Source organism: Stappia stellulata, from assembly GCF_020176715.1.
Lineage (GTDB): Bacteria > Pseudomonadota > Alphaproteobacteria > Rhizobiales > Stappiaceae > Stappia.
The window spans coordinates 73,393-96,435 of record NZ_JAIVMF010000007.1; the positions used below are offsets into that span (position 1 = coordinate 73,393).

General features: G+C 67.4%; 22 protein-coding genes. 8 read left to right on the forward strand and 14 right to left on the reverse strand.

What is annotated here, in order from left to right:
• Positions 1-16: 16 nt before the first annotated feature.
• Both LC092_RS10495 and LC092_RS10500 read right to left on the reverse strand, forming a co-directional pair.
• Positions 17-1,198 (reverse strand): acyl-CoA dehydrogenase family protein, encoded by a 1,182-nt coding sequence (locus tag LC092_RS10495; protein WP_224806598.1) that lies wholly within the window; start codon positions 1,196-1,198, stop codon positions 17-19.
• Positions 1,198-1,455: an acyl carrier protein gene (locus tag LC092_RS10500; RefSeq protein ID WP_224806478.1), complete on the reverse strand. Its 258-nt coding sequence runs from the start codon at positions 1,453-1,455 to the stop codon at positions 1,198-1,200. The genes LC092_RS10495 and LC092_RS10500 overlap by 1 nt, the downstream gene beginning before the upstream one ends.
• 319 nt (positions 1,456-1,774) lie before the next feature.
• Between LC092_RS10500 and pcaF the strand changes: the two genes are divergently transcribed.
• Positions 1,775-2,980: a 3-oxoadipyl-CoA thiolase gene (pcaF, locus tag LC092_RS10505; RefSeq protein WP_224806479.1), complete on the forward strand. Its 1,206-nt coding sequence runs from the start codon at positions 1,775-1,777 to the stop codon at positions 2,978-2,980.
• Between the two features lie 10 nt (positions 2,981-2,990).
• Here pcaF and LC092_RS10510 read toward each other — a convergent pair whose 3' ends face one another.
• Genes LC092_RS10510 through LC092_RS10525 form a run of 4 tightly spaced genes read right to left on the reverse strand, consistent with a single transcriptional unit; the run spans position 2,991 to position 6,272 of the window.
• Positions 2,991-3,818, reverse strand: coding sequence for a class I SAM-dependent methyltransferase (locus tag LC092_RS10510; protein ID WP_224806480.1), 828 nt, complete (start codon positions 3,816-3,818; stop codon positions 2,991-2,993).
• Positions 3,815-4,891: a glycosyltransferase family 4 protein gene (locus LC092_RS10515; RefSeq protein ID WP_224806481.1), complete on the reverse strand. Its 1,077-nt coding sequence runs from the start codon at positions 4,889-4,891 to the stop codon at positions 3,815-3,817. Before LC092_RS10515 ends, LC092_RS10510 begins: the two co-directional genes overlap by 4 nt.
• Entirely contained in the window at positions 4,891-5,289 is a 399-nt protein-coding gene (locus tag LC092_RS10520) for a 6-pyruvoyl trahydropterin synthase family protein (protein WP_224806482.1), read from the reverse strand. The genes LC092_RS10515 and LC092_RS10520 overlap by 1 nt, the downstream gene beginning before the upstream one ends.
• Positions 5,290-5,324: 35 nt before the next feature.
• Positions 5,325-6,272: a zinc-dependent alcohol dehydrogenase gene (locus LC092_RS10525; RefSeq protein ID WP_224806483.1), complete on the reverse strand. Its 948-nt coding sequence runs from the start codon at positions 6,270-6,272 to the stop codon at positions 5,325-5,327.
• 161 nt (positions 6,273-6,433) lie between these two features.
• On the opposite strand from LC092_RS10525, the gene mdoH reads away from it, so the two are divergent.
• From mdoH to LC092_RS10545, 4 genes are all read left to right on the forward strand, one after another.
• Positions 6,434-8,326 (forward strand): glucans biosynthesis glucosyltransferase MdoH, encoded by a 1,893-nt coding sequence (mdoH, locus tag LC092_RS10530; RefSeq protein WP_224806484.1) that lies wholly within the window; start codon positions 6,434-6,436, stop codon positions 8,324-8,326.
• Between the two features lie 188 nt (positions 8,327-8,514).
• Entirely contained in the window at positions 8,515-9,018 is a 504-nt protein-coding gene (locus LC092_RS10535) for a hypothetical protein (protein WP_224806485.1), read from the forward strand.
• A gap of 31 nt (positions 9,019-9,049) precedes the next feature.
• Positions 9,050-10,354: a CaiB/BaiF CoA transferase family protein gene (locus LC092_RS10540; protein ID WP_224806486.1), complete on the forward strand. Its 1,305-nt coding sequence runs from the start codon at positions 9,050-9,052 to the stop codon at positions 10,352-10,354.
• Positions 10,351-12,012 (forward strand): thiamine pyrophosphate-binding protein, encoded by a 1,662-nt coding sequence (locus LC092_RS10545; protein WP_224806487.1) that lies wholly within the window; start codon positions 10,351-10,353, stop codon positions 12,010-12,012. The genes LC092_RS10540 and LC092_RS10545 overlap by 4 nt, the downstream gene beginning before the upstream one ends.
• Positions 12,013-12,021: 9 nt before the next feature.
• On the opposite strand, the gene LC092_RS10550 is transcribed toward LC092_RS10545, so the two are convergent.
• Positions 12,022-12,513 (reverse strand): DUF302 domain-containing protein, encoded by a 492-nt coding sequence (locus LC092_RS10550; protein ID WP_224806488.1) that lies wholly within the window; start codon positions 12,511-12,513, stop codon positions 12,022-12,024.
• Between the two features lie 107 nt (positions 12,514-12,620).
• Positions 12,621-13,793: a YeeE/YedE family protein gene (locus LC092_RS10555; RefSeq protein ID WP_224806489.1), complete on the reverse strand. Its 1,173-nt coding sequence runs from the start codon at positions 13,791-13,793 to the stop codon at positions 12,621-12,623.
• 358 nt (positions 13,794-14,151) lie between these two features.
• Between LC092_RS10555 and LC092_RS10560 the strand changes: the two genes are divergently transcribed.
• Positions 14,152-15,534: a tetratricopeptide repeat protein gene (locus LC092_RS10560; protein WP_224806490.1), complete on the forward strand. Its 1,383-nt coding sequence runs from the start codon at positions 14,152-14,154 to the stop codon at positions 15,532-15,534.
• Between the two features lie 104 nt (positions 15,535-15,638).
• Positions 15,639-16,880 carry an OpgC family protein gene (locus LC092_RS10565; RefSeq protein WP_224806599.1) on the forward strand — a complete coding sequence of 414 codons (1,242 nt, stop codon included), beginning with the start codon at positions 15,639-15,641 and terminating at the stop codon, positions 16,878-16,880.
• A gap of 25 nt (positions 16,881-16,905) precedes the next feature.
• On the opposite strand, the gene LC092_RS10570 is transcribed toward LC092_RS10565, so the two are convergent.
• From LC092_RS10570 to LC092_RS10590, 5 genes are all read right to left on the reverse strand, one after another.
• Complete coding sequence (locus LC092_RS10570) at positions 16,906-17,769, reverse strand: alpha/beta hydrolase family esterase (RefSeq protein WP_224806491.1); 864 nt, start codon at positions 17,767-17,769, stop codon at positions 16,906-16,908.
• 116 nt (positions 17,770-17,885) lie between these two features.
• Positions 17,886-18,047: a DUF2474 domain-containing protein gene (locus LC092_RS10575; RefSeq protein ID WP_224806492.1), complete on the reverse strand. Its 162-nt coding sequence runs from the start codon at positions 18,045-18,047 to the stop codon at positions 17,886-17,888.
• Positions 18,047-19,054, reverse strand: a complete 1,008-nt coding sequence (gene cydB / locus LC092_RS10580) for a cytochrome d ubiquinol oxidase subunit II (RefSeq protein ID WP_224806493.1) — start codon at positions 19,052-19,054, stop codon at positions 18,047-18,049. Before cydB ends, LC092_RS10575 begins: the two co-directional genes overlap by 1 nt.
• 4 nt (positions 19,055-19,058) lie before the next feature.
• Positions 19,059-20,468, reverse strand: coding sequence for a cytochrome ubiquinol oxidase subunit I (locus tag LC092_RS10585; RefSeq protein ID WP_224806494.1), 1,410 nt, complete (start codon positions 20,466-20,468; stop codon positions 19,059-19,061).
• 166 nt (positions 20,469-20,634) lie between these two features.
• Entirely contained in the window at positions 20,635-21,468 is an 834-nt protein-coding gene (locus LC092_RS10590) for an ion transporter (protein ID WP_412103567.1), read from the reverse strand.
• A gap of 152 nt (positions 21,469-21,620) precedes the next feature.
• On the opposite strand from LC092_RS10590, the gene LC092_RS10595 reads away from it, so the two are divergent.
• Complete coding sequence (locus tag LC092_RS10595; RefSeq protein ID WP_224806495.1) at positions 21,621-21,974, forward strand: hypothetical protein; 354 nt, start codon at positions 21,621-21,623, stop codon at positions 21,972-21,974.
• A gap of 13 nt (positions 21,975-21,987) precedes the next feature.
• On the opposite strand, the gene LC092_RS10600 is transcribed toward LC092_RS10595, so the two are convergent.
• Complete coding sequence (locus LC092_RS10600) at positions 21,988-23,043, reverse strand: dipeptidase (RefSeq protein ID WP_224806496.1); 1,056 nt, start codon at positions 23,041-23,043, stop codon at positions 21,988-21,990.

Genomic DNA, 23,043 nt, shown 5'->3' on the forward strand with positions numbered 1-23,043 from the left:
GGTCCCGTTCCTCTCCTCAGCCCAGCAGGCTGGTGTCCTGTTTGTGGATCAAGAGCATGTTCGACGTGTTGCCGAGAATGCGGTCGTTGGAGATCATCAGCTGCGCCGAATGCGCGTCGCGCAGATGCCGCCCGAGGCTGAACGGCGTGCCGTTCTTGTAGGCCAGGATGCCGCAGATCAGCATGCAGTGATTGATGATCGTCAGGATCGTCTGCGAACTCGCGATCTTGAGGTTGTTCATCGCGACCGAGAAACTCATCGACGACAATTTGTCCTCGTTCTCGCGCGCGGCCTCATACATCTCGAGAGCGGCCACGATGCTGGCCTTGACGCCCTGGAGCAGGCTGGAGGCTTCCGCGACGCGCAGCGCGCCGGGGGGCGTCATGTCGGGCGACTTGCGCGCCGCCGCCCGCACGAAGGCCTGGGCCTTGGCAAAGGCATCGGCCGCGATCCCGTACCACACCGCGCTCCAAAGGATATGGGCGTGTGCGAGCATGGACTGCGCGGCGATCTCGGCAAAGGGGCGCGGCAGGATCTGCACCGCAGGCGCCTCGCCCTTGAACACATAGCCGTCGGAACAGGTGCCGCGCATGCCGAGCGCGTCCCAGACGTGGGTCTTTTCCAGCGTGTACTGGTCCTTGAGGAAGACAGTCAGCACCTGGTCGCTTGCCGCCGCATCGGCGTGGCTGCGTGAGGTGATCAGGATGGCGTCGGCCTGGTCGCCGTAGGAAATCACGGTGGCGTTCTTCTCAAGCCGGCAGGTGTCGCCGTCGACCTCGATGGCGCAAATGGAATTGCGCATGTTGCCGCCGATGCCGCCTTCCGTGGTGGCCGATCCAAGCAGCAGCTGCTCGCCGGCGACCCGCGCCATGAAGCCCTGGTGCCAGGCATCGTCGCCGCCGTGGGTGACGAGGCTCGACACCTTGATCTGATGCATCGCGAAAACCATCGCGGAGGAGGAACACGCCTGGCCGAGGATCGAGCAGATTTCGGCGATCTCGGCCGTGGAGGCACCCTCGCCGCCGAAGGCGGTCGGGATCTGCACGCCCATCAGCCGTTCCGTGCGCATCGCCTCGACGGCTTCCGCCGGGAAGCGTCCGTCGCGGTCGACGCTGTCGGCATGACTTGTGGCGACCGCCGCCACGCGGCGCGCGCGCGCCGTCAGCTCGAGGTTCGGGGTGTGGGCGTGGATGTTCATCATGCGGCCTGCTGATCTTCGCTCAGCTCCGTGACGACCTCGGCGATCGCCTTGATGCTGGAAAACGTCTTGCGGTTCAGCCGGTCTTCCGGGAACTCGATATCGAAATGCTCCTCGATGGCGAGCATCAGCTGCACCGAGGCAAAGGACGACAGACCGGCGGCGTAGAGATCCGCGTCGTCCTGCAATGTTGCGACATCCACCGGCAGCTTGCCGTGTTTGGCGACAATTGAGCGAATGGCTTCAACAGCGGACATGACACTTCTCCTGTTACTCGCGATCGACTTCTTGGTTTTCTTGTTCCATTTCTGATGGAGCACGTATCTCACAAGTGTATTGACAATATCTGAAGTCGTTGAACAAAAGGCATTATGTTATTGGTAAGGTTAACTGAAAGCTTTTGGGAATGCATGGAAAATCGCAAGCCGGCGCGTCGCACCGCAGGGGGGGCATGCGCGAATTCGTTGACCGTCCGGTCGATCAATTATTATATGGGGGAGGTCAGGCGTTGACGCGGCGGTTTGTGTCGCCGAAAACGCTTTAGGTTTAAAATTTGCCCGCGGGAGGGGCTTCGCAATGCGCCATGCCTATATCGTCGACTACATCCGCACGCCCATCGGCCGGTTCGGCGGAGCGTTGAGCGCGGTGCGCGCCGATGACCTGGGGGCCGTGCCGATCCGCGCGCTGATGGCGCGCAATGCCGGTGTCGACTGGGCGCGGGTCGATGATGTGATCTACGGCTGCGCCAACCAGGCGGGCGAGGACAACCGGAACGTGGCGCGCATGGCAGCCCTCCTGGCGGGTCTTCCGGTCGAGGTGCCGGGCACCACTGTCAACCGCCTGTGCGGCTCGGGAATGGACGCGGTGATCATGGCCGCGCGGGCCGTGCGCACCGGCGAGGCGGATCTGATGATCGCCGGCGGCGTCGAGAGCATGTCGCGCGCGCCCTTCGTCATGCCGAAAGCGGACACGGCGTTCTCGCGCAAGGCGGAAATCCACGACACGACCATCGGATGGCGCTTCGTCAATCCGGTGATGAAAAAGCAGTATGGCATCGATTCCATGCCCGAGACGGCGGAAAACGTCGCCGCCGACTATGCGGTCGCGCGCGCCGACCAGGATGCCTTCGCCGTGCGCTCGCAGGAGCGCGCCGTCGCGGCTCAGGCAAACGGTCGCCTGGCGCAGGAAATCACTCCGGTGACGATCCCGCAGCGCAAGGGCGATCCGGTGATTGTCGAGCAGGACGAGCATCCGCGCCCCGGCACCACGGTGGAGAAGCTCGCCAAGCTCGCGACCCCGTTCCGCGACGGCGGCTCGGTGACGGCCGGCAATGCGTCGGGTGTGAATGACGGTGCGGCGGCGCTTCTGATCGCCTCGGAAGAGGCGGTGAAGGCCTATGGGCTGACGCCGATCGCGCGGGTCGTCGGCGGTGCGGCGGCGGGCGTGCCGCCGCGCGTCATGGGCATTGGTCCGGTTCCCGCGTCGCGCAAGCTGATGGCGCGGCTTGGCCTGTCGATTTCCGATTTCGACGTTGTCGAGCTGAACGAAGCCTTCGCCGCGCAAGGGCTTGCGGTGCTGCGCGAGCTGGGGCTTGGCGACGATTGCGCGCATGTGAATCCCAACGGCGGCGCGATTGCGCTCGGCCATCCGCTCGGCATGTCGGGCGCGCGCATTGTCGGCACGGCGGCGCTGGAATTGTCGCTGCGCGGCGGAACCCGGGCGCTGTCGACCATGTGCATCGGTGTCGGTCAGGGCATTGCCTGCGCCATCGAGACGGCCTGACCCCGACCGGTTAAACCGGCAGGGCGGCGAGATCGCGATGCCCGACCCGGGTGACGAGCGCCCGCGCGGCGATTTCTCCGCGCCGGCGCGCGTGCCAGCGTGACAGCGCGTCGGCATCGATTGCCATATCGGCCGCCATGTCGCGGGCTGCGTCGACCCAGCCATCGACAAGCATCGACTGGAACGCCTGCTCGTCCGGCTCCGCCTCCCAGTCAGAGCGACCTTCGACCACCCGGAAGCCGGCCTCCTGGAAGACCTCGCGGGTGAGATCGGCTGCCTGCGGTCCAAGGGCTGCGCCAAACCCCTTGTCGCCACGCTGATGCGCGTTCATCGCCTCGCGGATGCTTGCGTCGAGGGGGGCGGCCGGGTCGAGCGACAGGCGCCCGTCGTAGGTCAGCATCGCCAGGAACGGCAGCCGGTGTGCCGCGAGCTGACGGGCGAAGGCGGAGACCCATCCCGCCGACACCAGATCGAGAAACGCCGAGGTGGTGACCCCGTCGACGCCCTCAAGCAGCGCCTCGGGCACGCCCGCCGCGAGATCCGCCTCGACGATCTCGATGTGCGTCTGCTCCTCGCCGATCAGCGCGCGGGCGCGGGCGATCAGCGCGGGGTCGTGTTCGGCGAGCCGCCAGGCCTGAAGTGCCGCGAGATGGGGCGCGAGCGCGCGAAGCGTCGCGCCGGTGCCCGCACCGAGATCGAGCAACACCAGCGGACGCGTCGGGTCGCAACCCTTGCGCACGGCAAGGTAAGTGAGAAAGGCGTCGCGGACGGTTGCATTGCGGGCCCGCAGGTCGACCGGTTCGCGCGCCGACAGCCAGTCGCCGGAAAATCCGCTCATTGCTCTATGCCTTTCAAGATGTCCAGGAACCGAATGGCTTGCGCGTCCCAGCCGGGCAGGCCCGCGACATGCGCCCGCGCGCCGAGCGACAGAGCATGGCGATCAGCGGCGCTGTCGGCAAGCCGGGCAAGGGCATCGGCCACCGCCGCGACGGCGCCGGCAGGCAGAATGATACCGGCCGTTTCCGGGACCGTGTCGCGCACCGCGCCGGCGCCGGTGGCAACAACCGGCAGCCCGTGGGCCATCGCCTCGACGAACGCCATGCCGTAGCCCTCGTAGCGGGTCGTCAGCACGAAGAGATCCGCCGCCCGGTAAAGCGCGTCGAGGGCCGCGCGCGGCAGCGCGCCGTGCAGGGTCACTTGGTCGTCGAGCCCAAGCCGGCTAACCAGCGCGCTCAGTTCCGCCGCATGGGCGGGATCGAGATCCGCGCTGCCGGCGATGTCGAGCCGCACGTTTCGCGGCGCGAGCCGGCTGAACGCCTCGAGCAGCGTCGCATGGTCCTTGCGCGGGATCAGCGATCCGACGCTGAGCAGTCTGAGCGGACCGCCGGCGTCCTCCGGACGTTTCGCGTCGATGCGCTCTGCGGTCTCGATGCCCGGTTCGACGACGCTGACGGCCTCGGCGGCGATGCCGAAGGTCTCGCGTACCGCGCGTGCGGTCGCCGCACTCGTGGTCACCACATGGCGGACATGGGAAAGGGCAGCGCGTTCCGCCGCGATCAGCGCGTGGGCGGCCGCCTCGTCCAGTCCGCTTTCGTGGCCCAGCGGATGATGCAGCAGCGAAACGAGCCGCAAGCGTCCGGCATGGGGGGCGACCTCCTCGGCCATGACGCCGCAGGCCAGCCCGTCGATTATCGTGAGCCGTCCGTCGGGAATCTCAGCCAGCGTCCGGGCGGCCGCAGCGCGCACCTCCGGCGAGGGGGCCGGATAGCCGGGGCCGAGCGAGCGTGTCTCGACCATCACTCCCGCGCGCTGAAGCGCTGCGATCAGCGCGCGGTCGTAGAGATAGCCGCCGGTCGGCGTCGACAACGCGCCGGGATAGAGAAACGTCAGCGCGGAGGCGGCGGCGCTCATCAGATGTCCGCTTCGTACCAAGCCCGCGCGACATGGGATTCGTGCAGCGTGACGCGGATCGCATGCAGTTCGCTGCCCGCACGGCCCAGCCGGTCGGCGCGGGCGGCAGCGGCGAGCTTGTCGAAGATGTAGCGGGTCAGGAATTCGGTCGTGGTGTTCTTGCCCTTGAACTCCGGCACCTCGTCGAGGTTCTGGAAGTTCAGCGGCGCCAGCGTTTCCTTCAGCACCTCGTGGGCGCGGCCGATGTCGATGACGATGCCGTTCTCGTCGAGATCGCGGGCAAGAAAGGCCGCGTCGACCACGAAGGTGGCGCCATGCATCTTCTGCGCCGGCCCGAAAACCTCGCCCTTGAAGGAATGGGCGATCATGATGTGGTCGCGAACTTCAACACTGTGCATTGGGATACTCCAGAAACGTCGGGGAAACGGGGTCGTCAGGCGATGTCGGCGGGGGTGTCGTAGGAGATCAGCGGCATCAGCCCGCCGCCCTCGGGACCAAGCAGCGCGGGGATGCGCTCCGGCGCCTCTGTCAGCGGGACCGGCGGCGAAATCAGGGCATCGAGCGCCGGTTCACGCAAAAGTGAAAGCGCCGTCGACAGTCTGCGGCTGTAGCTCCAGCGCGCCTGCCGCTCGGCCGGTACGCGCCCCACCTGGCTAGAGCGCAGCGTCAGCCGGCGGCTGTGGAACGCCCCGCCGAGCGTTGCCGTGACCGGCGTCGTTCCGTACCAGCTCATTTCCACCACGCGGGCCTCTATTCCGGCCAGCGAAAGCGCGGTGTCGAGCCCGTCCGGTTGGCCGCTGGCGTGAAAGACGAGGTCCTGGTCTTCCGGTGCCGCATCGGGGGTCGCGAAGTCGGCTCCGAGCGCGCGTGCGCGTGCTTCGCGCGCCGGATCGACGTCCACGACGGTGACCTTCGTGCCGGGAATGCGCGCGGCCAGATGGGCGACGAGCAGGCCGATGATGCCGCCGCCGACCACGGCAATGTGATCCCCCGGTGAGGCGCCGCCGTCCCATAACCCATTGAGCGCGGTTTCCATATTGGCCGCGAGGATGCCGCGCGCGGCCGGAACGCCTTTGGGCAGCGGCAGCGCGGCCTCGGCCGGAACGCAATAGAGGGACTGATGGGGATGGAGCACGAAGACGGTCTCGCCCAGCCGGTCGGGGGCACCGGCGACGATCTCGCCAACGCCGGCATAGCCGTATTTGACGGGAAAGGGAAAGTCGCCCTCCTGGAACGGGGCGCGCATGCGGCTCCATTCGCTTTCCGGCACCTTGCCCGAAAGCACCAGCCGTTCGGTCCCCGGGCTGACGCCGCTGAAGAGTGCGCGGACGCAGACCTCGCCGGGACCCGGCGCGGGCACGGTTGCACTGCGAAGCGCCATGCGGCCAGGGCTCACCGACCACAAGGCCCGCGTTTCGCACGGAAATATTTTTGCGATTGTGCGGTGCGTCACAAATCCTCCTCAGTCGCGCGCAACGTATAGCCCAACGGATCGGCCGCCGCATCGGGGGCCGTCGTACTTATATGTGCAAAGGTCGTTGTATGTATCAAAAGCACCGTCCGAATTTTCTGACGCCGGACCCGTCCGGGCTTGGCGCCGCGTCCCAGGCCCCCGCTTCGGGTGCGTCGCACACGCCGGTTGATGCGCGCCGCCTGGCCGTTCGCCGCGCGGTCTTCGCGACCCTCGTCCTTGGCACGATCGCCGCGCTCACCGCGCTTCTTGTCGTCAGCTTTTCCGGCGACGGCGTGAGCTGGGCGGAAGGGCTGATGATCGGCTGTTTCCTGCTGACCCTGCCGTGGACCGCGATCGGCTTCTGGAACGCGGTCATCGGGCTGACGCTGATGCGCACCCGGCGCGACCCGGTCGCCCATGTCTGCCCGATCGCCGAGGGCGACACCTCCGTGTCGAGCCGCTCGTCCACCGCCATTTTGTCCTGCATCCGCAACGAGGACGTCGACCAGGTCGCCGTCCATCTCGACGCCATGCTTGGCGATCTGTCGCGCACGCCGCATGCCGCCGGCTTCACGCTCTATGTTCTGAGCGACACCGACCGGCCCGAGATCGCCGCCAAGGAAGACGCCGTTTTCGCCGCCTTGGCCGACCGCTGGGCCCATGTCCTGCCGGTGGTCTACCGCCGCCGCGACGACAATCCGGGCTTCAAGGCCGGCAACATCCGCGATTTCTGCGTCCGCTGGGGCGCCAACCACGATTATGCGCTGGTGCTCGACGCCGACAGCTTCATGTCGGGCGCGGCGATTGTCGACCTCGTCGCGAAAATGGACGCCAATCCGCGTCTCGGCATCCTGCAGACGCTGGTGGTCGGCATGCCGACCAGCAGCGCCTTTGCCCGCATCTTCCAGTTCGGCATGCGTCTCGGCATGCGCTCCTACACGCTCGGCAGCGCCTGGTGGCAGGGCGATTGCGGTCCCTACTGGGGGCACAACGCGATACTGAGGGTGAACCCCTTCACCGAGGCGTGCCACCTGCCGGTGCTTCCGGGCAAGGGCCCGCTGTCGGGCTGGATCCTGAGCCACGACCAAGTCGAGGCGGTGCTGATGCGCCGCGCCGGCTACGAGGTCCGGGTGATCCCGCGCGAGACGGAGAGTTTCGAGGAAAACCCGCCGAACGCGCTGGAGTTCATCCGCCGCGAATTGCGCTGGTGCCAGGGCAACCTCCAGTATCTCAAGCTGCTCGGGCTGCCGGGGCTGCTGCCCACCAGCCGGGTGCAGATGGTGCTGGCGATCCTGATGTTCGTCTCCGCGCCGGCCTGGCTGTTGTTCATGGCAACGGGTGCCGCGATCGTCGCCTTCGGCGGGCATGAGCTCGTGCGCTTCGAACAGGTCTCCGGCTTCACGCTTTTCGTCGTGATCCTGACGATGATCTTCGCCCCCAAGATTGCGACGGTGATCGACATCCTCGCCGACAGGCGGCTGCGCACGGCCTTCGGCGGACCGGCGCGGATCGTTGCGAGCGCACTGACGGAAATCGTCTTCGCCGCGCTGATGGCCCCGGTCGTCGCCGTCGCCGTATCGCTCTTCGTCGCCGGACTGCCCTTCGGCAAGGCGATGGGCTGGGGCGCGCAGGTGCGCGACACCCGTGCCCTGCCGCTCGGCCTGTGCGTCTCGCGGCTGTGGCCGCAGATGCTCTTCGGCTTTGCCGGCTTCGCATGGGCTGCCGTCTTCGCGCCGTCGCTCGTCTGGCCGCTCCTGCCGGTGATCCTCGGACCGGCGATTGCCGTTCCGCTGGCGCTCGGCACGTCGGGCGAATGGGTCGGACGGCTGGCGCTGGCAACGCGCCTCTGGCGCCTGCCGGAGGAGACCGTGCCGCCGGAATGCCTGCTGCCGCTTCGCCTCTCCGCTCATGCGGCGCTGGGCGTCGCCTTCGTGCCGCCGCGCGCCTTCTTCGAGCCGGATCTGGAAAAGGCCGAAGCCTGACCCCGGATGAGACCCAGGGGCGGGTCACGCGGGCGTGAGCGGGATTGCAGGGCGCGTCTCGCTTGGTTGATTTGAACGGAGCGGGCGTTGCTCTCACAGTGGGATCGTCGGGACCGGATTGTTCACCGGGTCCCGGCGCCCGCAACGCCGCCGGGTCCGGCGGATCGCCCTCAGGAGCCAAGATGCCCATGTCCGCCTCCCTCTCGTCCGTCGCCCGGCCGCGGCACGGCCTGTTTCCGCCCCTGACGCTGGCAACGCTCGGCACGGCAATCCTCGCCGGGCTTCTCGCCGATGGCGCCTGGGAGATCTGGGCGCGCTTCGTCACGCCCTACTGGGTCGGCGGCCCGTTGCAGCCGGCAGCACTTGTGCAGTCCGTCTTCGGCTTCAGCAATTTCGCGTTGGCCGAGGCGGTACACCTCGTCGTCGGCATCGTTTTCTATCCGCTCGGCTATCTCTTCATCGCAAGGCCGATTGCCGATCGCTTCTTTCCGTTTCTGCCCTGGCCGGTGGTCGCGCTCGGGTTCGGGGCGGGCCTCTGGGTCTTCGCGCTCTATGTCATGGCGCATCTGATCGCCGGCCTGCCGCCGTTTCTCGGGTTCATCCAGTTGACCTGGGCCTCGCTGGTCGGGCATCTGATCTTCGGTCTCGTCTGCGGTGCCGTCGTGCGCTGGCGGAGCGGGGCCACAGGCTGATTTCCCCTCCCTTGAAAGGATTTGCGCGCTGGTGACGACCTCTTCCGGGACTGTAGCTTCGTCCGATCCGCTGTCTAAGAACACGCCTCGAGGCCCGCTTGCGGGCCTCGTCGTGCTCGACCTGTCGCGCATTCTTGCCGGCCCCACCGCCACGCAATTGCTGGGCGATCTCGGCGCCACCGTCTGGAAGATCGAACGTTCGGGAACGGGCGACGACACCCGTGGCTGGGGCCCGCCGTTTCTCAAGGACAAGCAGGGAAACGAGACGCGCGAGAGCGCCTATTATCTGTCCGCCAACCGCAACAAACGCTCGCTCGCTGTCGATATCGCCCAGCCTGCGGGCCAGGACCTCTTGCGCCGTCTCGCCTGCAAGGCCGACGTGCTGATCGAGAACTTCAAGGTCGGCGATCTCGCCCGGCGCGGGCTCGGCTACGCGGATCTCAAGGCCCTCAATCCGGGGCTGATCTATTGCTCGATCTCCGGCTTCGGCCAGACCGGTCCCTATGCGGCGCGCGCCGGCTACGATTTCCTGATCCAGGGCATGGGCGGGTTGATGTCCCTGACCGGGCGGCCCGACGCGGAGGGCGGCGAGCCGACCAAGGCGGGTGTGGGGATCGCCGACGTCATGTGCGGCATGTATGCCTCCAACGCGATCCTGGCGGCCCTTCATCATCGAACGGCAACCGGCGAGGGGCAGCACATCGACGTCGCCCTGCTCGATACCCAGGTCGCCTGGCTGATCAACCAGGGCGTGGCCTATCTCACCGACGGCGCGGTGCCGCCCCGGCGCGGCAATGCCCATCCCACCATCGTGCCCTATAACGCCTATCCGGCGCGCGACGGCGCCTTCATCCTGGCGGTCGGCAACGACGCGCAGTTCCGCCGCTTCTGCGAGGTGGCGGGCGCGCCGGCGCTTGCCGACGATCCGCGGTTTTCCGCCAATGCAGAACGCGTGCGCAACCGCGCGGCGCTCGAGCCGGAAATCGAGCGGCTGACCCGCACGCGCGACGCGGCCGAGTGGATCGCCGTGCTGGAGGCCGCCGGCGTTCCCTGCGGGCCGATCAACGATGTCGGCGAGGTCTTCGCCGATCCGCAGGTGCGTCATCGCGGCATGCGCATTTCCATGCCGCATGAGGCGAGCGCGACCGGGACGGTCGATCTCATCGGCAATCCGCTGAACCTGTCGAAGACCCCGGTAACCTATCGTCACGCGCCGCCGGAACTTGGCGCGGACACGCAGGCCGTGCTGAAACAGGCACTGGGCCTTGAGGATGACGATCTGGCACGCCTGAGGGCGGACGGCGCGTTCGGCGCGCAGAAAGACGAGACGCAATGACAACGAAAGCGGGGACAACCGCAGCAGGGAAAACGGGTGCGGGACTGATCGCCGCCAAGCTCCATCAGGCCGGCTGCCGCCATGCCTTCGGCATTCCGGGCGGCGAGGTGCTGGCGCTGATGGATGCGCTGGACAGCGCCGGCATCGCCTTCCATCTCGTCAAGCACGAGAACGCCGGCGGCTTCATGGCCGAGGGCGTGTGGCACGCCGAGGCGCGTGAGACGGGATCCGCCGCGCCGGGCGTATTGCTCGCAACACTCGGGCCGGGCGTTGCCAATGCGGTCAATGTCGTCGCCAATGCCTGGCAGGACCGGGTGCCGCTGATTTTCCTCACCGGCTGCGTCGATGCGGCAGAAGCCGAAACCTACACCCATCAGGTGTTCGACCATCAGCAGCTCCTGCGGCCCATCGTCAAGGCGAGCTTTCGCGCAAGCCCCGGCGCGCTCGGCGCAATGATGGACAAGGCGATCCGTATCGCACTCGACGGCCAGCCCGGACCGGTGCATGTCGACGTACCGATCTCGGTCGCCGAAGGCGCAACCGGGGAGGCGCTGCGGCCCCTGCCGGTCGGAGTCTCACCGGCGGATTTGCGCCCTGCCGGGGCAACGCTGGAGGCTGCGCGCGTGCTCTTTGCCGCTTCAAAGCGCCCCATCGCCATCGCCGGCGTCGATGCGGTGAACGAGGGTGCGGGCGAGGCCATCGCCGCCTTCTGCCGGACGCATTCCGTGCCGCTTGTCACCACCTACAAGGGCAAGGGGCTGATCGACGAGGCCGACCCTTTGGCGCTTGGCGGGGCGGGCCTGTCGCCGCGTGCCGACGCGCATCTCCTGCCGCTCTTCAAGGCCTCCGACTGCATCCTGCTTTTGGGCTACGATCCCATCGAGATGCGCATCAACTGGCGCGATCCCTGGCCCCACGACGCCCCTGTGATCGAGATCGCGGCGACACCGCGCACTCATGGCATGCACGGCGCGCGCCATACTCTCGCCTCCGGCGTTGCGCCCGCGCTTCGCGCGCTCGGCGAGGGGCGAAAGGCAACTGCGTCCTGGGAGGGCGGCGAGATCGCTGCCGCGAGGGCTGCTCTTGCCGCCCAATTCGCGCCGGAGCCGGAGGGCTGGGGCCCGGCTTGCGTGTTCCACGCCTTGCGCGAAGTTCTCCCGCCAGAGACGGTCGCCACCGCCGACAGCGGCGCGCATCGCATTCTGGTCTCGCAGATCTGGCAGACGGCGGTGCCGCGCGGCATGCTGCAATCCTCCGCGCTCTGCACCATGGCCTGCGCCCTGCCGCTCGGCATGGGGCAGAAGCTGGCCGATCCGGCGCGACCCGTTGTGGTCTTCGTCGGCGATGCCGGGCTGGAAATGGGGCTTGGCGAACTGGCGACCCTGCGCGACATGCGCCTGCCGGTCATCGTCTGCGTGCTGGTCGATGAAAGCCTGGCGCTGATTGAACTGAAGCAGCGCGCCGGCCAGCGGCCCAATGTCGGCGTGGATTTCTCAGGAACGGATTTTCCGGCACTTGCCCGGGCGATGGGCGGGCACGGCGTGTGGGTGGACGACGTCGAAACGCTCAGCCGCGAGGCAACCGCCGCACTTGCCCGCGACAGCTACGCGCTGCTTGCCTGCCGCATCGGCCGCCGCGCCTATGACGGGAAGTTCTGACGGACGGACTCAGTTGGTCGCGTCCTCGGCAATTGCCTTGAACACCGCGTCGAGCTCGCCCGCCAGCGCCTGCAGCGCGTCGCCGCCCTCCGCCAGATAGGGGGCGAAGACGAAGCTCGGGTGCTTGTAGGAAAGCGTCGCCCCGCCGTCGGGGGTCTCGGTGACATAGAAGCGGATCGGCGCCTCGATGCCGGCGGCAACGCTCGCCGCCAGCATCCGCCTCGCATAGTCGTTGCGATAGACCCCGATCACCCGGTTTCCGGGGATGGTGATGCCCTGCATCTTCGCACCGTCCGAGGCGCTTGCCTGGGTGACAAGGCCCATCCCGGCCGTCTTGATCGCGGCCGTCAGACTGTCCACGAGGTCGGGAAAGGTCTTGTCGGTGGCGATCACCGTCCAGCCGTCGCGGGGTGCGAGTTCGCCCTGCGCGGCGGCGGGACCGGCAACATGGGAAAAGGCCGCCAGCATCAAGGCGACGGCAAGGGACGTGAGACGGGTCATGTCGGGTCGGCTCCCTTCAGGAAATGAAACGGAAGCCGACCCTAGTCGAGATTGTTGCCCGCACCGCACACGCGGCAATCACGGATGATCACGATGTGGCGCGGGCCTCAGCCCATCCCGAGCTTCAGGCGGGCGCGCGTGCCGGCGAGGCTGCCGATGAAGCCGAAGACGAGCCACAGCCAGCCGTGCAGCGAACCGGAGACGATCCCGCCGAGATAGGCGCCGATGTTGCAGCCGTAGGCGAGCCGCGCGCCATAGCCCATCAGCAGGCCGCCGATGATCGCGGTCAGGAGATCGCGGGTCGAAAGCTTCCACACGGGCGCGTATTTGCCGGCAAGGGCGGCCGCCGTCATGGCGCCGATCAGGATGCCGAAGTTCATCACCGAGGTCGCGTCGGCGAAGACGGAAGCCTCGAGCGCGCCTTTCTGCCACTGCCAGTAGGGCCAGTCGGTGACGGTCACGCCGAAGCCCTGCCAGATCTTCGCGCCCCACAGCGCAAAGCCGGAGGTGATGCCCCAGGGCCGGCCGAGCACGACGAAGGTGGCGATGCCGACGACGGCGATCATCACCGCGCCGAAGCGCAGCGACCAGGGACCGGCGAGAAAGCTCTCGGTCGCGCGCGGCTCGGCGAGGCTGCCGTGCGCCTTGCGCTCGACCCTGATGCTCCACAGCGCGATCAGCCCGAGCACGGCAGCCGTTGCGGCAAAGGCGCCAATGGGGCCGAATTCGGTGATCAGGGAAACGGCCGGCAGCTTCGGCAGCGTCCCCCAGAGATGCATGTGCGGGGTGGCGGCGACCGAGCCCATCACGAAGGCTGTCAGCGTCACCATCATGCGCGTCGACCCGCCGCCGGCGGTGAACAGCGTGCCGGAGGCGCAACCGCCGCCGAGCTGCATGCCGAAACCGAACATGGTCGCGCCGATGGCGGCGGCGATGCCGAAGGGAAAGACGAAGCCGCCGGTCGGCATGCCGAAGGAGGCGCCCCAGCCGATCAGCGGAAAGGAGACCGCCGCCGTCAGCAGGATCAGCAGGAACTGCGCCCGCAGGCCCCCGCCGCGCTTCTCCGTGACGATGCGGCGCCAGGCGGCGGTGAAGCCGAAGCTCGAATGATAAAGCGCAACGCCGGCAAGGCCGCCGATCAGCACGGCATAGCCGAGTGTCGGGCCGCCGGTGTTGCTGGCGATCAGGGCGACCGCCGCAAGAGCGGCGAGCGACAGGGCGAGAACCGCGCGGTTCGCGCCGGCAAACGTCTGGGCGAGGGATTGGGCAAGAGCTGTCATGGCTTCTAGGTACTCCCTTGCGCGGGCGGGCGGAAGGTATGGCGTTTTGCAGGAGCGCCTGCCCGCGCAATCGCATTGCCCGGATCTGGCCGCTATTGGAAGATACATGCGATCCCTGTCCGCCGTCGCACACGTCGGCCACAAGTTTTTGTGTGTTGCACGTCATCCGCGCCACGGAAAAACTGACAGGGCGAAAGAAAGCAGGCGGGCGTCCGTCCTTGCAAGATCCGTGGTCGGCTCCTCCCGGTCGAACGACGGGCCTTGCCGACCCGAAGCCCTTTGCCTCCCCCGCGCTGCGGCCCGTGCGCCGCCGCAGGAAACCGCGCGGCCGAAGCGCCGCTGGCAGGAAGAAAGCCGAATGACCCTTACCGATCGCTACGGCTACCCTCTCACGATGTCGGACAGCGCCGCCCTGGAGGCCTGGCAGCGCGCGCTCGATGCGTTTCTGGCCCATGGCACGGCAACGCCGGACCATCTCGCCCGGGCGCTCTCGCTGGAGCCGCAGTTCGCGCTCGGGCACGCGACGCACGGCCTGTTCTGCCTGCTGCTCGGCCGGCGCGAAATGGTGGATGTGGCGCAGGACGACTGGACGCGGGCGGACGGCGCGCGCGCAGCGCTTGGCGCGACCCCGCGCGAGGCGGCGGTGATCGATGCCCTGCGCGACTGGCTCGACGGCCATCCGCGCGCGGCGGCCGACCGCCTCGACGCAACCCTTGCCGCCCATCCCGCCGACCCGCTCCTGATGAAACTGGTGCATGCGGTGCGCTTCGTGCTCGGCGATGCCGGCGGCATGCGACGTTCGGTGGAAGGCGTGCTTGAGGCCTATGACCAGAGCCACTCCGCCTATGGCTATCTGCTGGGTTGTCATGCCTTCGCGCTGGAGGAAACCGGCGACTACGAGCGGGCCGAGCGCACGGGACGCCGCGCCGTCGAGATCGCGCCCGACGATGCCTGGGGGTTGCATGCCGTTGCCCATGTCCACGACATGACGGGCCGCTTCGACGAGGGGCGGCGCTGGCTGGAGGCGAACACCCAGGCCTTTTCCCACTGCAACAACTTCCGCTTCCACGTCTGGTGGCATCTGGCGCTGATGTATCTCGACCGGGGCGATATCGCGGCCGTTCTGGCGCTCTACGATGCGGAAATCCGCGCGGAACACACCGACGACTATCGCGACATCTCCAATGCGGCCTCGCTGCTCGTGCGGCTGGAAATCGAGGGTGTCAACGTCGGCGGACGCTGGGACGAACTGGCGCGGCTCTCCGAAACCCGGATCGACGATCGCTGCAATCTCTTCGCCGACCTGCACTACATGATCTCGCTCGGCGGCGGACGGCGGCGGCAGGCCGCCGACGAGATGCTTGCCTCCGTCGCCCTGCATGCCGAGGAGCCGTCCGATCTGGGGCGGATCGCGTCACGGACCGGGCTGTCGGCCGCACGCGGTCTCGACGCCTATTTCCGGGGCAATTTCTATTCCGCCTTCCATCACCTCGATCGGGCCCGCCCGACGTTGCGCGACATTGGCGGCAGCCATGCCCAGCGCGATGTGTTCGAGCGTCTGGCGATCGACGCGGCCCTGCGTGCGGGGCTGGCCGGTGAAGCGGAGCGGCTGCTGCGCGAGCGTCTGTCGTTGCGCGGCGCGCTCGACCGCTTCGCCTCCGAGCGGCTGGAACGGGTGGACAGCATGAAGCGGGCGGCAAAGATCATGCAAAACGAAGCCTTGCGCGCCGTGCCGGCGTAAATTCGCCTTGGTTTTGACGCGGCCGCGTGTCAGAGCCGTTCCGCTTCCGCGCCAGACCGCGGTTGCATACGTTCCAACGTTTCAAGGACCTGCGTTTCGTGAACATGCATTCCACGTCCGCGCCACCAGCCCCGCGCCCGCGCGATCCGCGCCTCGATTTCTTTCGCGGCATCGGCATGTTCATCATCTTCATCGCCCACCTTCCGGCCAACAGCTGGACGCTGTGGATCCCGGCGCGGTTCGGCTTTTCCGACGCGACGGAGATGTTCGTCTTCTGCTCGGGGATGGCCTCGGCCATCGCCTTCGGCAAGGTGTTCGACCAGAGCGGCTGGCTGATGGGGGCGGCCCGTGTCAGCCACCGGGTCTGGCAGGTCTATTGGGCCCATGTCTGCCAGTTTCTGATCATTGCCGCAGGGCTTGTCGCGGTGCAGACCAGCGGTGTGCTGAACCGCTGCTGCGGCCTGACTCAGGACTATGTTGCCTCGCTCAATCTCTGGCATTTTTTCGAGAAGGCCGGCGAGACGCTGCCGGGTCTCCTGACGCTGACCTATGTGCCGAATTATTTCGACATCCTGCCGATGTATATCGTCATCCTGGTGCTTCTGCCGGTGATCATGGCGCTGTCGCAGCTGGGGCGCTGGCCGGTGTTTGCCTTCATGGGCGCGCTCTGGCTTGGCGCCAACCTCAAGCTTCTCGGCCTGCCGGCGGAACCCTGGTCGGATCGGGTGTGGTTCTTCAATCCGTTTGCCTGGCAGCTCCTGTTCTTCACCGGCTTTGCCTATATGCGCGGCTGGATCCCGGCCCCGCCCGTGCGCCACGGTCTGATCCTCGCAGCCCTTGCCGTCGTCCTCTTGACCGTTCCCTTTGCCTGGTTTCGCGCCTATGGCGCCTTTCCGGTGCTGCTTGAGGTGCGCAACGCCATCGAGCCGCTGTGGACCAAGACGGAGTTTGGCGTCCTGCGCTATGTCCACTTCCTGGCGCTGGCCTATCTCGCCTGGGTCGCGGTCGGCGCCGGCGGGCGTTATCTCGTCGTCGACAACGCCTGGGGTGCGGTGGTCCGCGTGATCCAGAAGGTCGGCCAGCAGTCGCTTGCGGTGTTCCTGGCAAGCCTGGTCGTCGCCCAGGCTGTCGGCATCCTGCGCGACATGGTCTGGGGGCGCGGCGACATGCTGATCGAGTTCCTCGCCAACGCAGGCGGCTTTGCCGCTCTCATTGCGGTTGCCTATGTCGTCTCCTGGTACAAGAAGGAGCCCTGGCGCCGGAAAGGCCCGCCGCACGGGCCGGCCGGCGCGGCCTCCGCCGACCGTCGCGGCACGGCACAGCCGGCGCGCGAAACCGTTCGCTGATCCGCGTCGGCGCTGGTCCTCGGAGCTATTCCGGCCAGCCCAGATGATCGCCGAGCGCGCGCCAGGCCCGCTCCACCCATTCGGCGCGCACGCTGTGTCCGCCGGAATGCAGGCAGACTTCCAGCAGCGATGCGGCCGGACCGGATCGGGTCGGCGCTTGCTGGCGCTGGCAGGTGAGGCCGCTGTCGGGCGCTGCGGCCGGAAAGACCTGCGGCAGACCGGCCTGCGCCTGCCAGACGGCGAGACTGTCGGCGACATCGGACTGGCGCCAGCGCTCGCCGATGGGACGTCCCTCCAGCGGCACCGTCCGGTCCGCGGTGCCATGCACGTGGAACAGCACTGGCGCCGGCGAGGGGCAGTCCTTCGGGATCGGATCCCAGAACGCCCCGGCGATCGGGGCGAAGCCGGCGAAAAGCCTGCCGCGATAGCAGGCAAGGTTCCACACCATCGATCCGCCCATGGAAAAGCCCGTGGCCATCATCCGGTCGGCGCGCAAGGGAAAGCGGCTGGTGAGATCCTTGATCAACGCATCGAAAAACGCGAAGTCATCGCGCAAGGTGCGCGGCGCGCCGGGATAGGACCAGGTCTTGCCCGCGCCTTGCGGGGCGACGAAGGCGACATTGAGCCGGTCGGCCAGCCGGGCCCAGGCCGCGTTGCGCATTTCGCCCGCCGCCGTTCCGCGCCAGCCATGCAGGAAGACGATGGCCCCGAGCGGGGTCTTGCCGTCCCAGTCTGCCGGAAAGCGGATGCGGTATTCGCCGGTCTCGATCCGGCAGGGGGTCTCGATGCCGCATTCGGCCTCCGCTCCGGCGTTGGCGCCGGGCGGCGCGGCAAACACCGCCAGCGACAGCGCAAGATAGACCCGGAGGGCGGATGCGACAGGCGGCATTGCGGGCGATCCCTTGTGTGACGGTCTCCGCAACAGGATGCGCGCCCGCCGGCAAAGGACAAGGGCTGTGGACAGGAATGTCCCTCACGGATCGGTGATCGTCGGTTGCAGCCGGTCTACAGGATCGCCCAGCGGATCACGCTGGCGACGACGAACAGCGTGCCGACGCCGACAAGCCACAGTCCGGCGAACCAGGCAAGCCGGCGCCACGCCGGCTGCGCGTCCGCCGTGTGCCGCGTGTCGTGCGCCTCCCCGTTGCCGGACCCTTGTGCGGCCATCAGTGATAGCCCTCGCCCGGCCGCACCTTGCCGCGGAAGATCCAGTAGGCATAAGCGGAATAGGCCAGGATCATCGGGATCAGCACGGCGGCGCCGGCCAGCAGGAACGCTAGCGAACTGTCGGGCGCAGCCGCCTCCCAGATGGTGACCGTCGGCGGCACGATGTTGGGGTAGAGGCTGATGCCAAGACCCGCGAAGGTGACGAGGAACAGCGCCAGGCTTGCCAGGAAGGGCAGGGCGTCGCGGGTGCCGTTGAGGCTCCTGAACAGCACGACGGCAAGGCCCAGCACCATCAGCGGCACAGGGGCGGTGTAGAGGATCTGCGGCATCTCGAACCAGCGCGCGGCAATCGCCGGGTCGAGCGCCGGGGTCCACAGGCTGACGATGCCGATCATGGCGAGCATCGCGAACATCAGCGTCAGCGCCAGGCCCCGGAAGTGATCCTGCATCGGGCCTTCGCATTTCCACACCAGCCAGGTGGCACCGAGAAGCGCATAGCCGATGACGACGGCAACGCCGGTCATCAGAGAAAACGGCGTGAGCCAGTCGAGCCAGCCGCCGGCATAGGCGCGGCCCTCCACGGCGATGCCCTGGACGATGGCGCCCAGGATAATTCCCTGCGCGAGCGCCGCCGTCAGCGATCCGAGGAAGAAGGCGATGTCCCAGATCCAGCGCCGCTGCTCGCTCGACTTGAAGCGGAACTCGAACACCACGCCCCGAAACACCAGCCCGAACAGCATGGCGAAGATCGGGGCATAGAGCGCGGGCATCAGGATCGCGTAGGCCAGCGGAAACACCGCGTAGAGCCCGCCGCCGCCGAGCACCAGCCAGGTTTCGTTGCCGTCCCACACGGGGGCGACGGAATTCATCATCACGTCGCGCTCGGTGGCCGAGCGGGCGGTGGGAAACAGGATGCCGAGGCCGAGGTCGAAGCCGTCGAGCACGACATAGAGAAACACCGCCGCTGCGATCAGCAGCGCCCAGATGAGGGGAAGGTCGAGGTCCATGACGTCACTCCGCGGGGTTGGGGGTGGTCTTGTCGCGATAGGCGAAGGCCGGGGTCACACCCGCGGCGCGGGTCGGCTCGCCGGCATGCGGGCCGTCGCCGGCATCGGGCGGGGCCGCCATCGAGCGCAGCAGGTAGAAGGTGCCGATGCCGAAGACGATGAAATAGACCACGATGAACACCAGCAGCGAGGTGGCGACCGCAGGCGCATCGACCGGCGAGATGCTGTCGGCGGTCCGCAGCAGCCCGTAGACGGTGAAGGGCTGGCGTCCGACCTCGGTGGTGATCCAGCCGGCAAGCACCGCGATGAAACCGGTCGGACCCATGGCCAGCGCCAGCTTGTGGAACAGCGGCGTGTCGTAGAGCCGCCCCCTGGCCCGCAGGTAGAGGCTCAGGAGCCCGATGCCGAGCATCGCGAAGCCGATGCCCACCATCACGCGGAAGGAGAAGAACACGATGGTCGCGTTCGGCCGGTCCTCGGGCGGAAAGTCGTTGAGACCGGGCACCCGTCCGTCGAGCGAATGGGTCAGGATCAGGCTGCCGAGCTTGGGGATCGCGACCTGGTAGCGGGTCTCGCCTGCTGCCATGTCGGGCACGCCGAAGAGGATCAGCGGCGCGCCTTCCTCGCCCTCGAAATGGCCTTCCATCGCCGCGATCTTCGCCGGCTGGTGCTCCAGCGTGTTGAGGCCGTGCATGTCGCCGGCGACGATCTGCAGCGGGGTCACGAGGGCCGCCATCCACATCGCCATGGAAAACATCACCCTTGCCGCGTCACTGCTGCGGTCCTTCAAAAGGTGCCAGGCGCCGACCGCGCCGACCACGAAGGCGGTGGTCAGATAGGCCGCCAGCATCATGTGAACGAAACGGTAGGGGAAGGACGGGTTGAAGACGATCTCGAACCAGTTTTCCGGCACGAACTGTCCGACCTCGTTGATCGAGAAGCCCGCCGGCGTCTGCATCCAGCTGTTGACCGACAGGATCCAGAAGCCCGACAGCGCCGTGCCGAAGGCGACCATGCAGGTCGCGGCGAAATGCAGGCGCGGGCCGACCCGGGTCAGGCCGAACAGCATGATGCCCAGGAAGCCGGCTTCCAGGAAGAAGGCCGACAGCACCTCATAGCCCATCAGCGGGCCGAGCACCGGGCCGGTCTTGTCGGAGAAGACCGACCAGTTGGTGCCGAACTGATAGGTCATGACGATGCCGGAGACGACGCCCATGCCGAAGGCGACGGCGAAGATCTTCATCCAGTATTTGAACAGGCGCAGATAGACGTCGCGCCCGCTCGTCAGCCACAGGCCTTCGAGCACCATCAGGAAGCTCGCCAGCCCGATGGTGAAGGAGGGAAAGATGATGTGGAACGAGACGGTGAACGCGAACTGGAAACGGGCCAGATCGACTGCGGAAAACTCCATCATGGTCTCTCCAACGTGGGATGGCGGCGCGGTCCGGCGGTGGGGGCGCCGGGCTGTGCGGTAAATTTCAAACTCGCGAACATAAGTGTCGCGCAGTCGCCCAAAGGCTATGTGACAGAGTGAAGCGTGTCGCGGCCCCAGCGCAAGGGTGGCTTGCGCAAAGCGCAGATCACGCCCATTCGCCTTCGGTCGGAATATTGATCGTGCGGCCGCAATGCTTGCAGTGCACCGCGTCCGGGTCGTGGCGCGACAGGCCGCAGTCGGGGCAGTTGTAGGCGACTTTCTGCGGCCGGAAGATCGTCTGGATCAGGCGCAGGAACAGCCCGACCCCGAAGATCATGATCAGCACGGTCAAGAGCCGCCCGAAGCTGTCGGTCATGGTGATGTCGCCGAACCCGGTGGTGGTCAGCGTGGTCACGGTGAAATACAGCGCGTCCAGATAGTTGTTGATCGCCGGATTCTGGTGGCCCTCGGTCACGAAGACGATTGCCGTGACCACGAAGACGAAGACGATCAGGTTGATCGCCGACTGGATGATCTCCTCGTTGCGACGGAAGAAATGCGAGGCCGAGCGCAGCTCGCGCAGCAGATGGTAGGAGCGCAGCAGGCGCAGCATCCGCACCACCCTGAGGAACGCGAGATTGTCGATGAAGGCGCTGGCCAGCAGCGACAGGATCACGATCAGGTCGGCGATATTGGTGAACTCGAACACCATCCGCCACGGCCGGTGGGCGGCATACATGCGCAGGCCGTAATCGACGATCAGCACCACCGCGATGACATAGTCGATCAGATGGTGCGCGATGGCGGTTTCCATCATCGAGGACACGACGAAATAGGCGATCGTCACGAGATCGAACACGAGAAGCGCCAGCCGCCAGCGTCGCGCGCCCGGTGTCATGCCGTAATAGAGCCGGCGCACCCTGGCGCGCAGTCCCGATGACGGGGAGGCGCGGGTGTCTTCGTCTTCTGTCTGCGTCGGTTCGGACGTGTCGCTGGTCATGGGAGGACAAGACCCCAGCCGATGGTCGGCGTCAATGCCGGACGCGGAAACCCCGCGGGACGCAGGCTGCGCATTGGCTTTGGACTCTTTTGCGAATCGTCGCAAACTTTTTGTTAACCAATTCAGCCTTGGGCGACTTCGGGGTGGGACCGATGACTTCTGACATGAGCTTCCTGGACTGGGCGCGGGGCACGGAGGCGGGCGTGACGGCCACTTCGCACCGCGCGTCGACCGCCATGCCGACTCTGGACGATTCCCTGCGCTTCGCCGAACAGCATGTCGGCGACATCCTGCACACGCCGAAATCGCGCGACGGCGCGGCCTATCGCTTCATCGTTCGCGGCACCGGGCGATTTGGCGACGGCGCGCGCTCGGGCAGCCCGAGCGAGGTGCTCGCCGCCACGCGCCGCGAGGCGGAGCTGAGGCGTCTTCATGCGGTCGCGACCAGTATCGCCAGTTATCTCGAAGAACGCATCGAGGCGGAAAGCCCGGTCGCGCCGGGCTGAGGTCTGCGCCTGTCTATGCCCAGGTGCGTTCCAGCACCGAGAGCCAGTTGCGCCAGGCGATCTTCTCGATCAGGTCCTCGCCGTATCCGGCGGCGCGAAACGCCTCGATCAGCTTCGGCAGTCCGGTGACGTCGCCGATGGCGCGCGGCACGAAACAGCCGTCGAAATCCGACCCGAGCGCCACCCCGTCCTCGCCGAGCCTGGACAGCATGTGATCGGTGTGGCGCACCATCAGCTCCAGCGGCGTGTCGCCCTTGTGGGCGCCGTCCGGCCTGAGGAAGGCGACGTGGAAGTTGAGGCCGGCCAGCCCCTTGCTCTCGGCGATGGCGTCGAGCTGGCGGTCGGTGAGATTGCGCGCCGACGGGCAGACCGCATGGGCATTGGAGTGGGAGGCGACCAGCGGGCGGTCGCTGAGCTCGGCCACATCCCAGAACCCCTTTTCGGTTAGATGCGACAGGTCGATCATGATCTTGAGCGCGTTGCAGGCCCTGACCAGCGCCTTGCCGGCGTCGCTCAACCCCGGTCCCGTGTCCGGTGAGGACGGGCAGGTCATCGGCGCGCCGTCGCCGAAGATGTTCGGCCGGCTCCACACCGGACCGAGCGAGCGCAGGCCCGCCGCATGCAAGACCTCGAGCGCGCAGAAATCCGCGTCGATCGCCTCCGCGCCCTCGATGTGCAGCACCATGGCAAGTGCGCCGTCGGCCATCGCCTGCCGGATGCCCGGCGCATCGGTGCAGATCCTGACCGCGCCGGCGGCTTCGCGTTCCAGCCGCCGGGCGCGCGCGGCCATGCGCAGCGTGAACCCCAGCGCGACCTCCTGCGCGACCGGCGCGAAATTCGCCGGATCGTTCGGATTGTAGCGAACCGTGAGATCGAGCCCCGTGCGCGAGGGCACATACATTGCAAACAGCCCGCCGGCAAAGCCGCCTTCGCGGGCGCGCGGCAGGTCGATGTGATCGCGCTCGGCGCGGGCGAGGAACGAGCGTTCGCGCGGGGTTCCGGCGCCCAACTCCAGTTTCAGCAAGGTGTCGTTGTGTCCGTCGAAGACGGGCACGAGGTCGCGGCGCAT

Coding starts and splice junctions, on each gene's coding strand:
- LC092_RS10495 (WP_224806598.1), bottom strand. CDS start 1,198: ATGAACATCCACGCCCACACCCCGAACCTCGAGCTGACGGCGCGCGCG.
- LC092_RS10500 (WP_224806478.1), bottom strand. CDS start 1,455: ATGTCCGCTGTTGAAGCCATTCGCTCAATTGTCGCCAAACACGGCAAG.
- pcaF (WP_224806479.1), top strand. CDS start 1,775: ATGCGCCATGCCTATATCGTCGACTACATCCGCACGCCCATCGGCCGG.
- LC092_RS10510 (WP_224806480.1), bottom strand. CDS start 3,818: ATGAGCGGATTTTCCGGCGACTGGCTGTCGGCGCGCGAACCGGTCGAC.
- LC092_RS10515 (WP_224806481.1), bottom strand. CDS start 4,891: ATGAGCGCCGCCGCCTCCGCGCTGACGTTTCTCTATCCCGGCGCGTTG.
- LC092_RS10520 (WP_224806482.1), bottom strand. CDS start 5,289: ATGCACAGTGTTGAAGTTCGCGACCACATCATGATCGCCCATTCCTTC.
- LC092_RS10525 (WP_224806483.1), bottom strand. CDS start 6,272: ATGGCGCTTCGCAGTGCAACCGTGCCCGCGCCGGGTCCCGGCGAGGTC.
- mdoH (WP_224806484.1), top strand. CDS start 6,434: ATGTATCAAAAGCACCGTCCGAATTTTCTGACGCCGGACCCGTCCGGG.
- LC092_RS10535 (WP_224806485.1), top strand. CDS start 8,515: ATGTCCGCCTCCCTCTCGTCCGTCGCCCGGCCGCGGCACGGCCTGTTT.
- LC092_RS10545 (WP_224806487.1), top strand. CDS start 10,351: ATGACAACGAAAGCGGGGACAACCGCAGCAGGGAAAACGGGTGCGGGA.
- LC092_RS10550 (WP_224806488.1), bottom strand. CDS start 12,513: ATGACCCGTCTCACGTCCCTTGCCGTCGCCTTGATGCTGGCGGCCTTT.
- LC092_RS10555 (WP_224806489.1), bottom strand. CDS start 13,793: ATGACAGCTCTTGCCCAATCCCTCGCCCAGACGTTTGCCGGCGCGAAC.
- LC092_RS10560 (WP_224806490.1), top strand. CDS start 14,152: ATGACCCTTACCGATCGCTACGGCTACCCTCTCACGATGTCGGACAGC.
- LC092_RS10565 (WP_224806599.1), top strand. CDS start 15,639: ATGCATTCCACGTCCGCGCCACCAGCCCCGCGCCCGCGCGATCCGCGC.
- LC092_RS10570 (WP_224806491.1), bottom strand. CDS start 17,769: ATGCCGCCTGTCGCATCCGCCCTCCGGGTCTATCTTGCGCTGTCGCTG.
- LC092_RS10575 (WP_224806492.1), bottom strand. CDS start 18,047: ATGGCCGCACAAGGGTCCGGCAACGGGGAGGCGCACGACACGCGGCAC.
- cydB (WP_224806493.1), bottom strand. CDS start 19,054: ATGGACCTCGACCTTCCCCTCATCTGGGCGCTGCTGATCGCAGCGGCG.
- LC092_RS10585 (WP_224806494.1), bottom strand. CDS start 20,468: ATGATGGAGTTTTCCGCAGTCGATCTGGCCCGTTTCCAGTTCGCGTTC.
- LC092_RS10590 (WP_412103567.1), bottom strand. CDS start 21,468: ATGACCAGCGACACGTCCGAACCGACGCAGACAGAAGACGAAGACACC.
- LC092_RS10595 (WP_224806495.1), top strand. CDS start 21,621: ATGACTTCTGACATGAGCTTCCTGGACTGGGCGCGGGGCACGGAGGCG.
- LC092_RS10600 (WP_224806496.1), bottom strand. CDS start 23,043: ATGCGCCGCGACCTCGTGCCCGTCTTCGACGGACACAACGACACCTTG.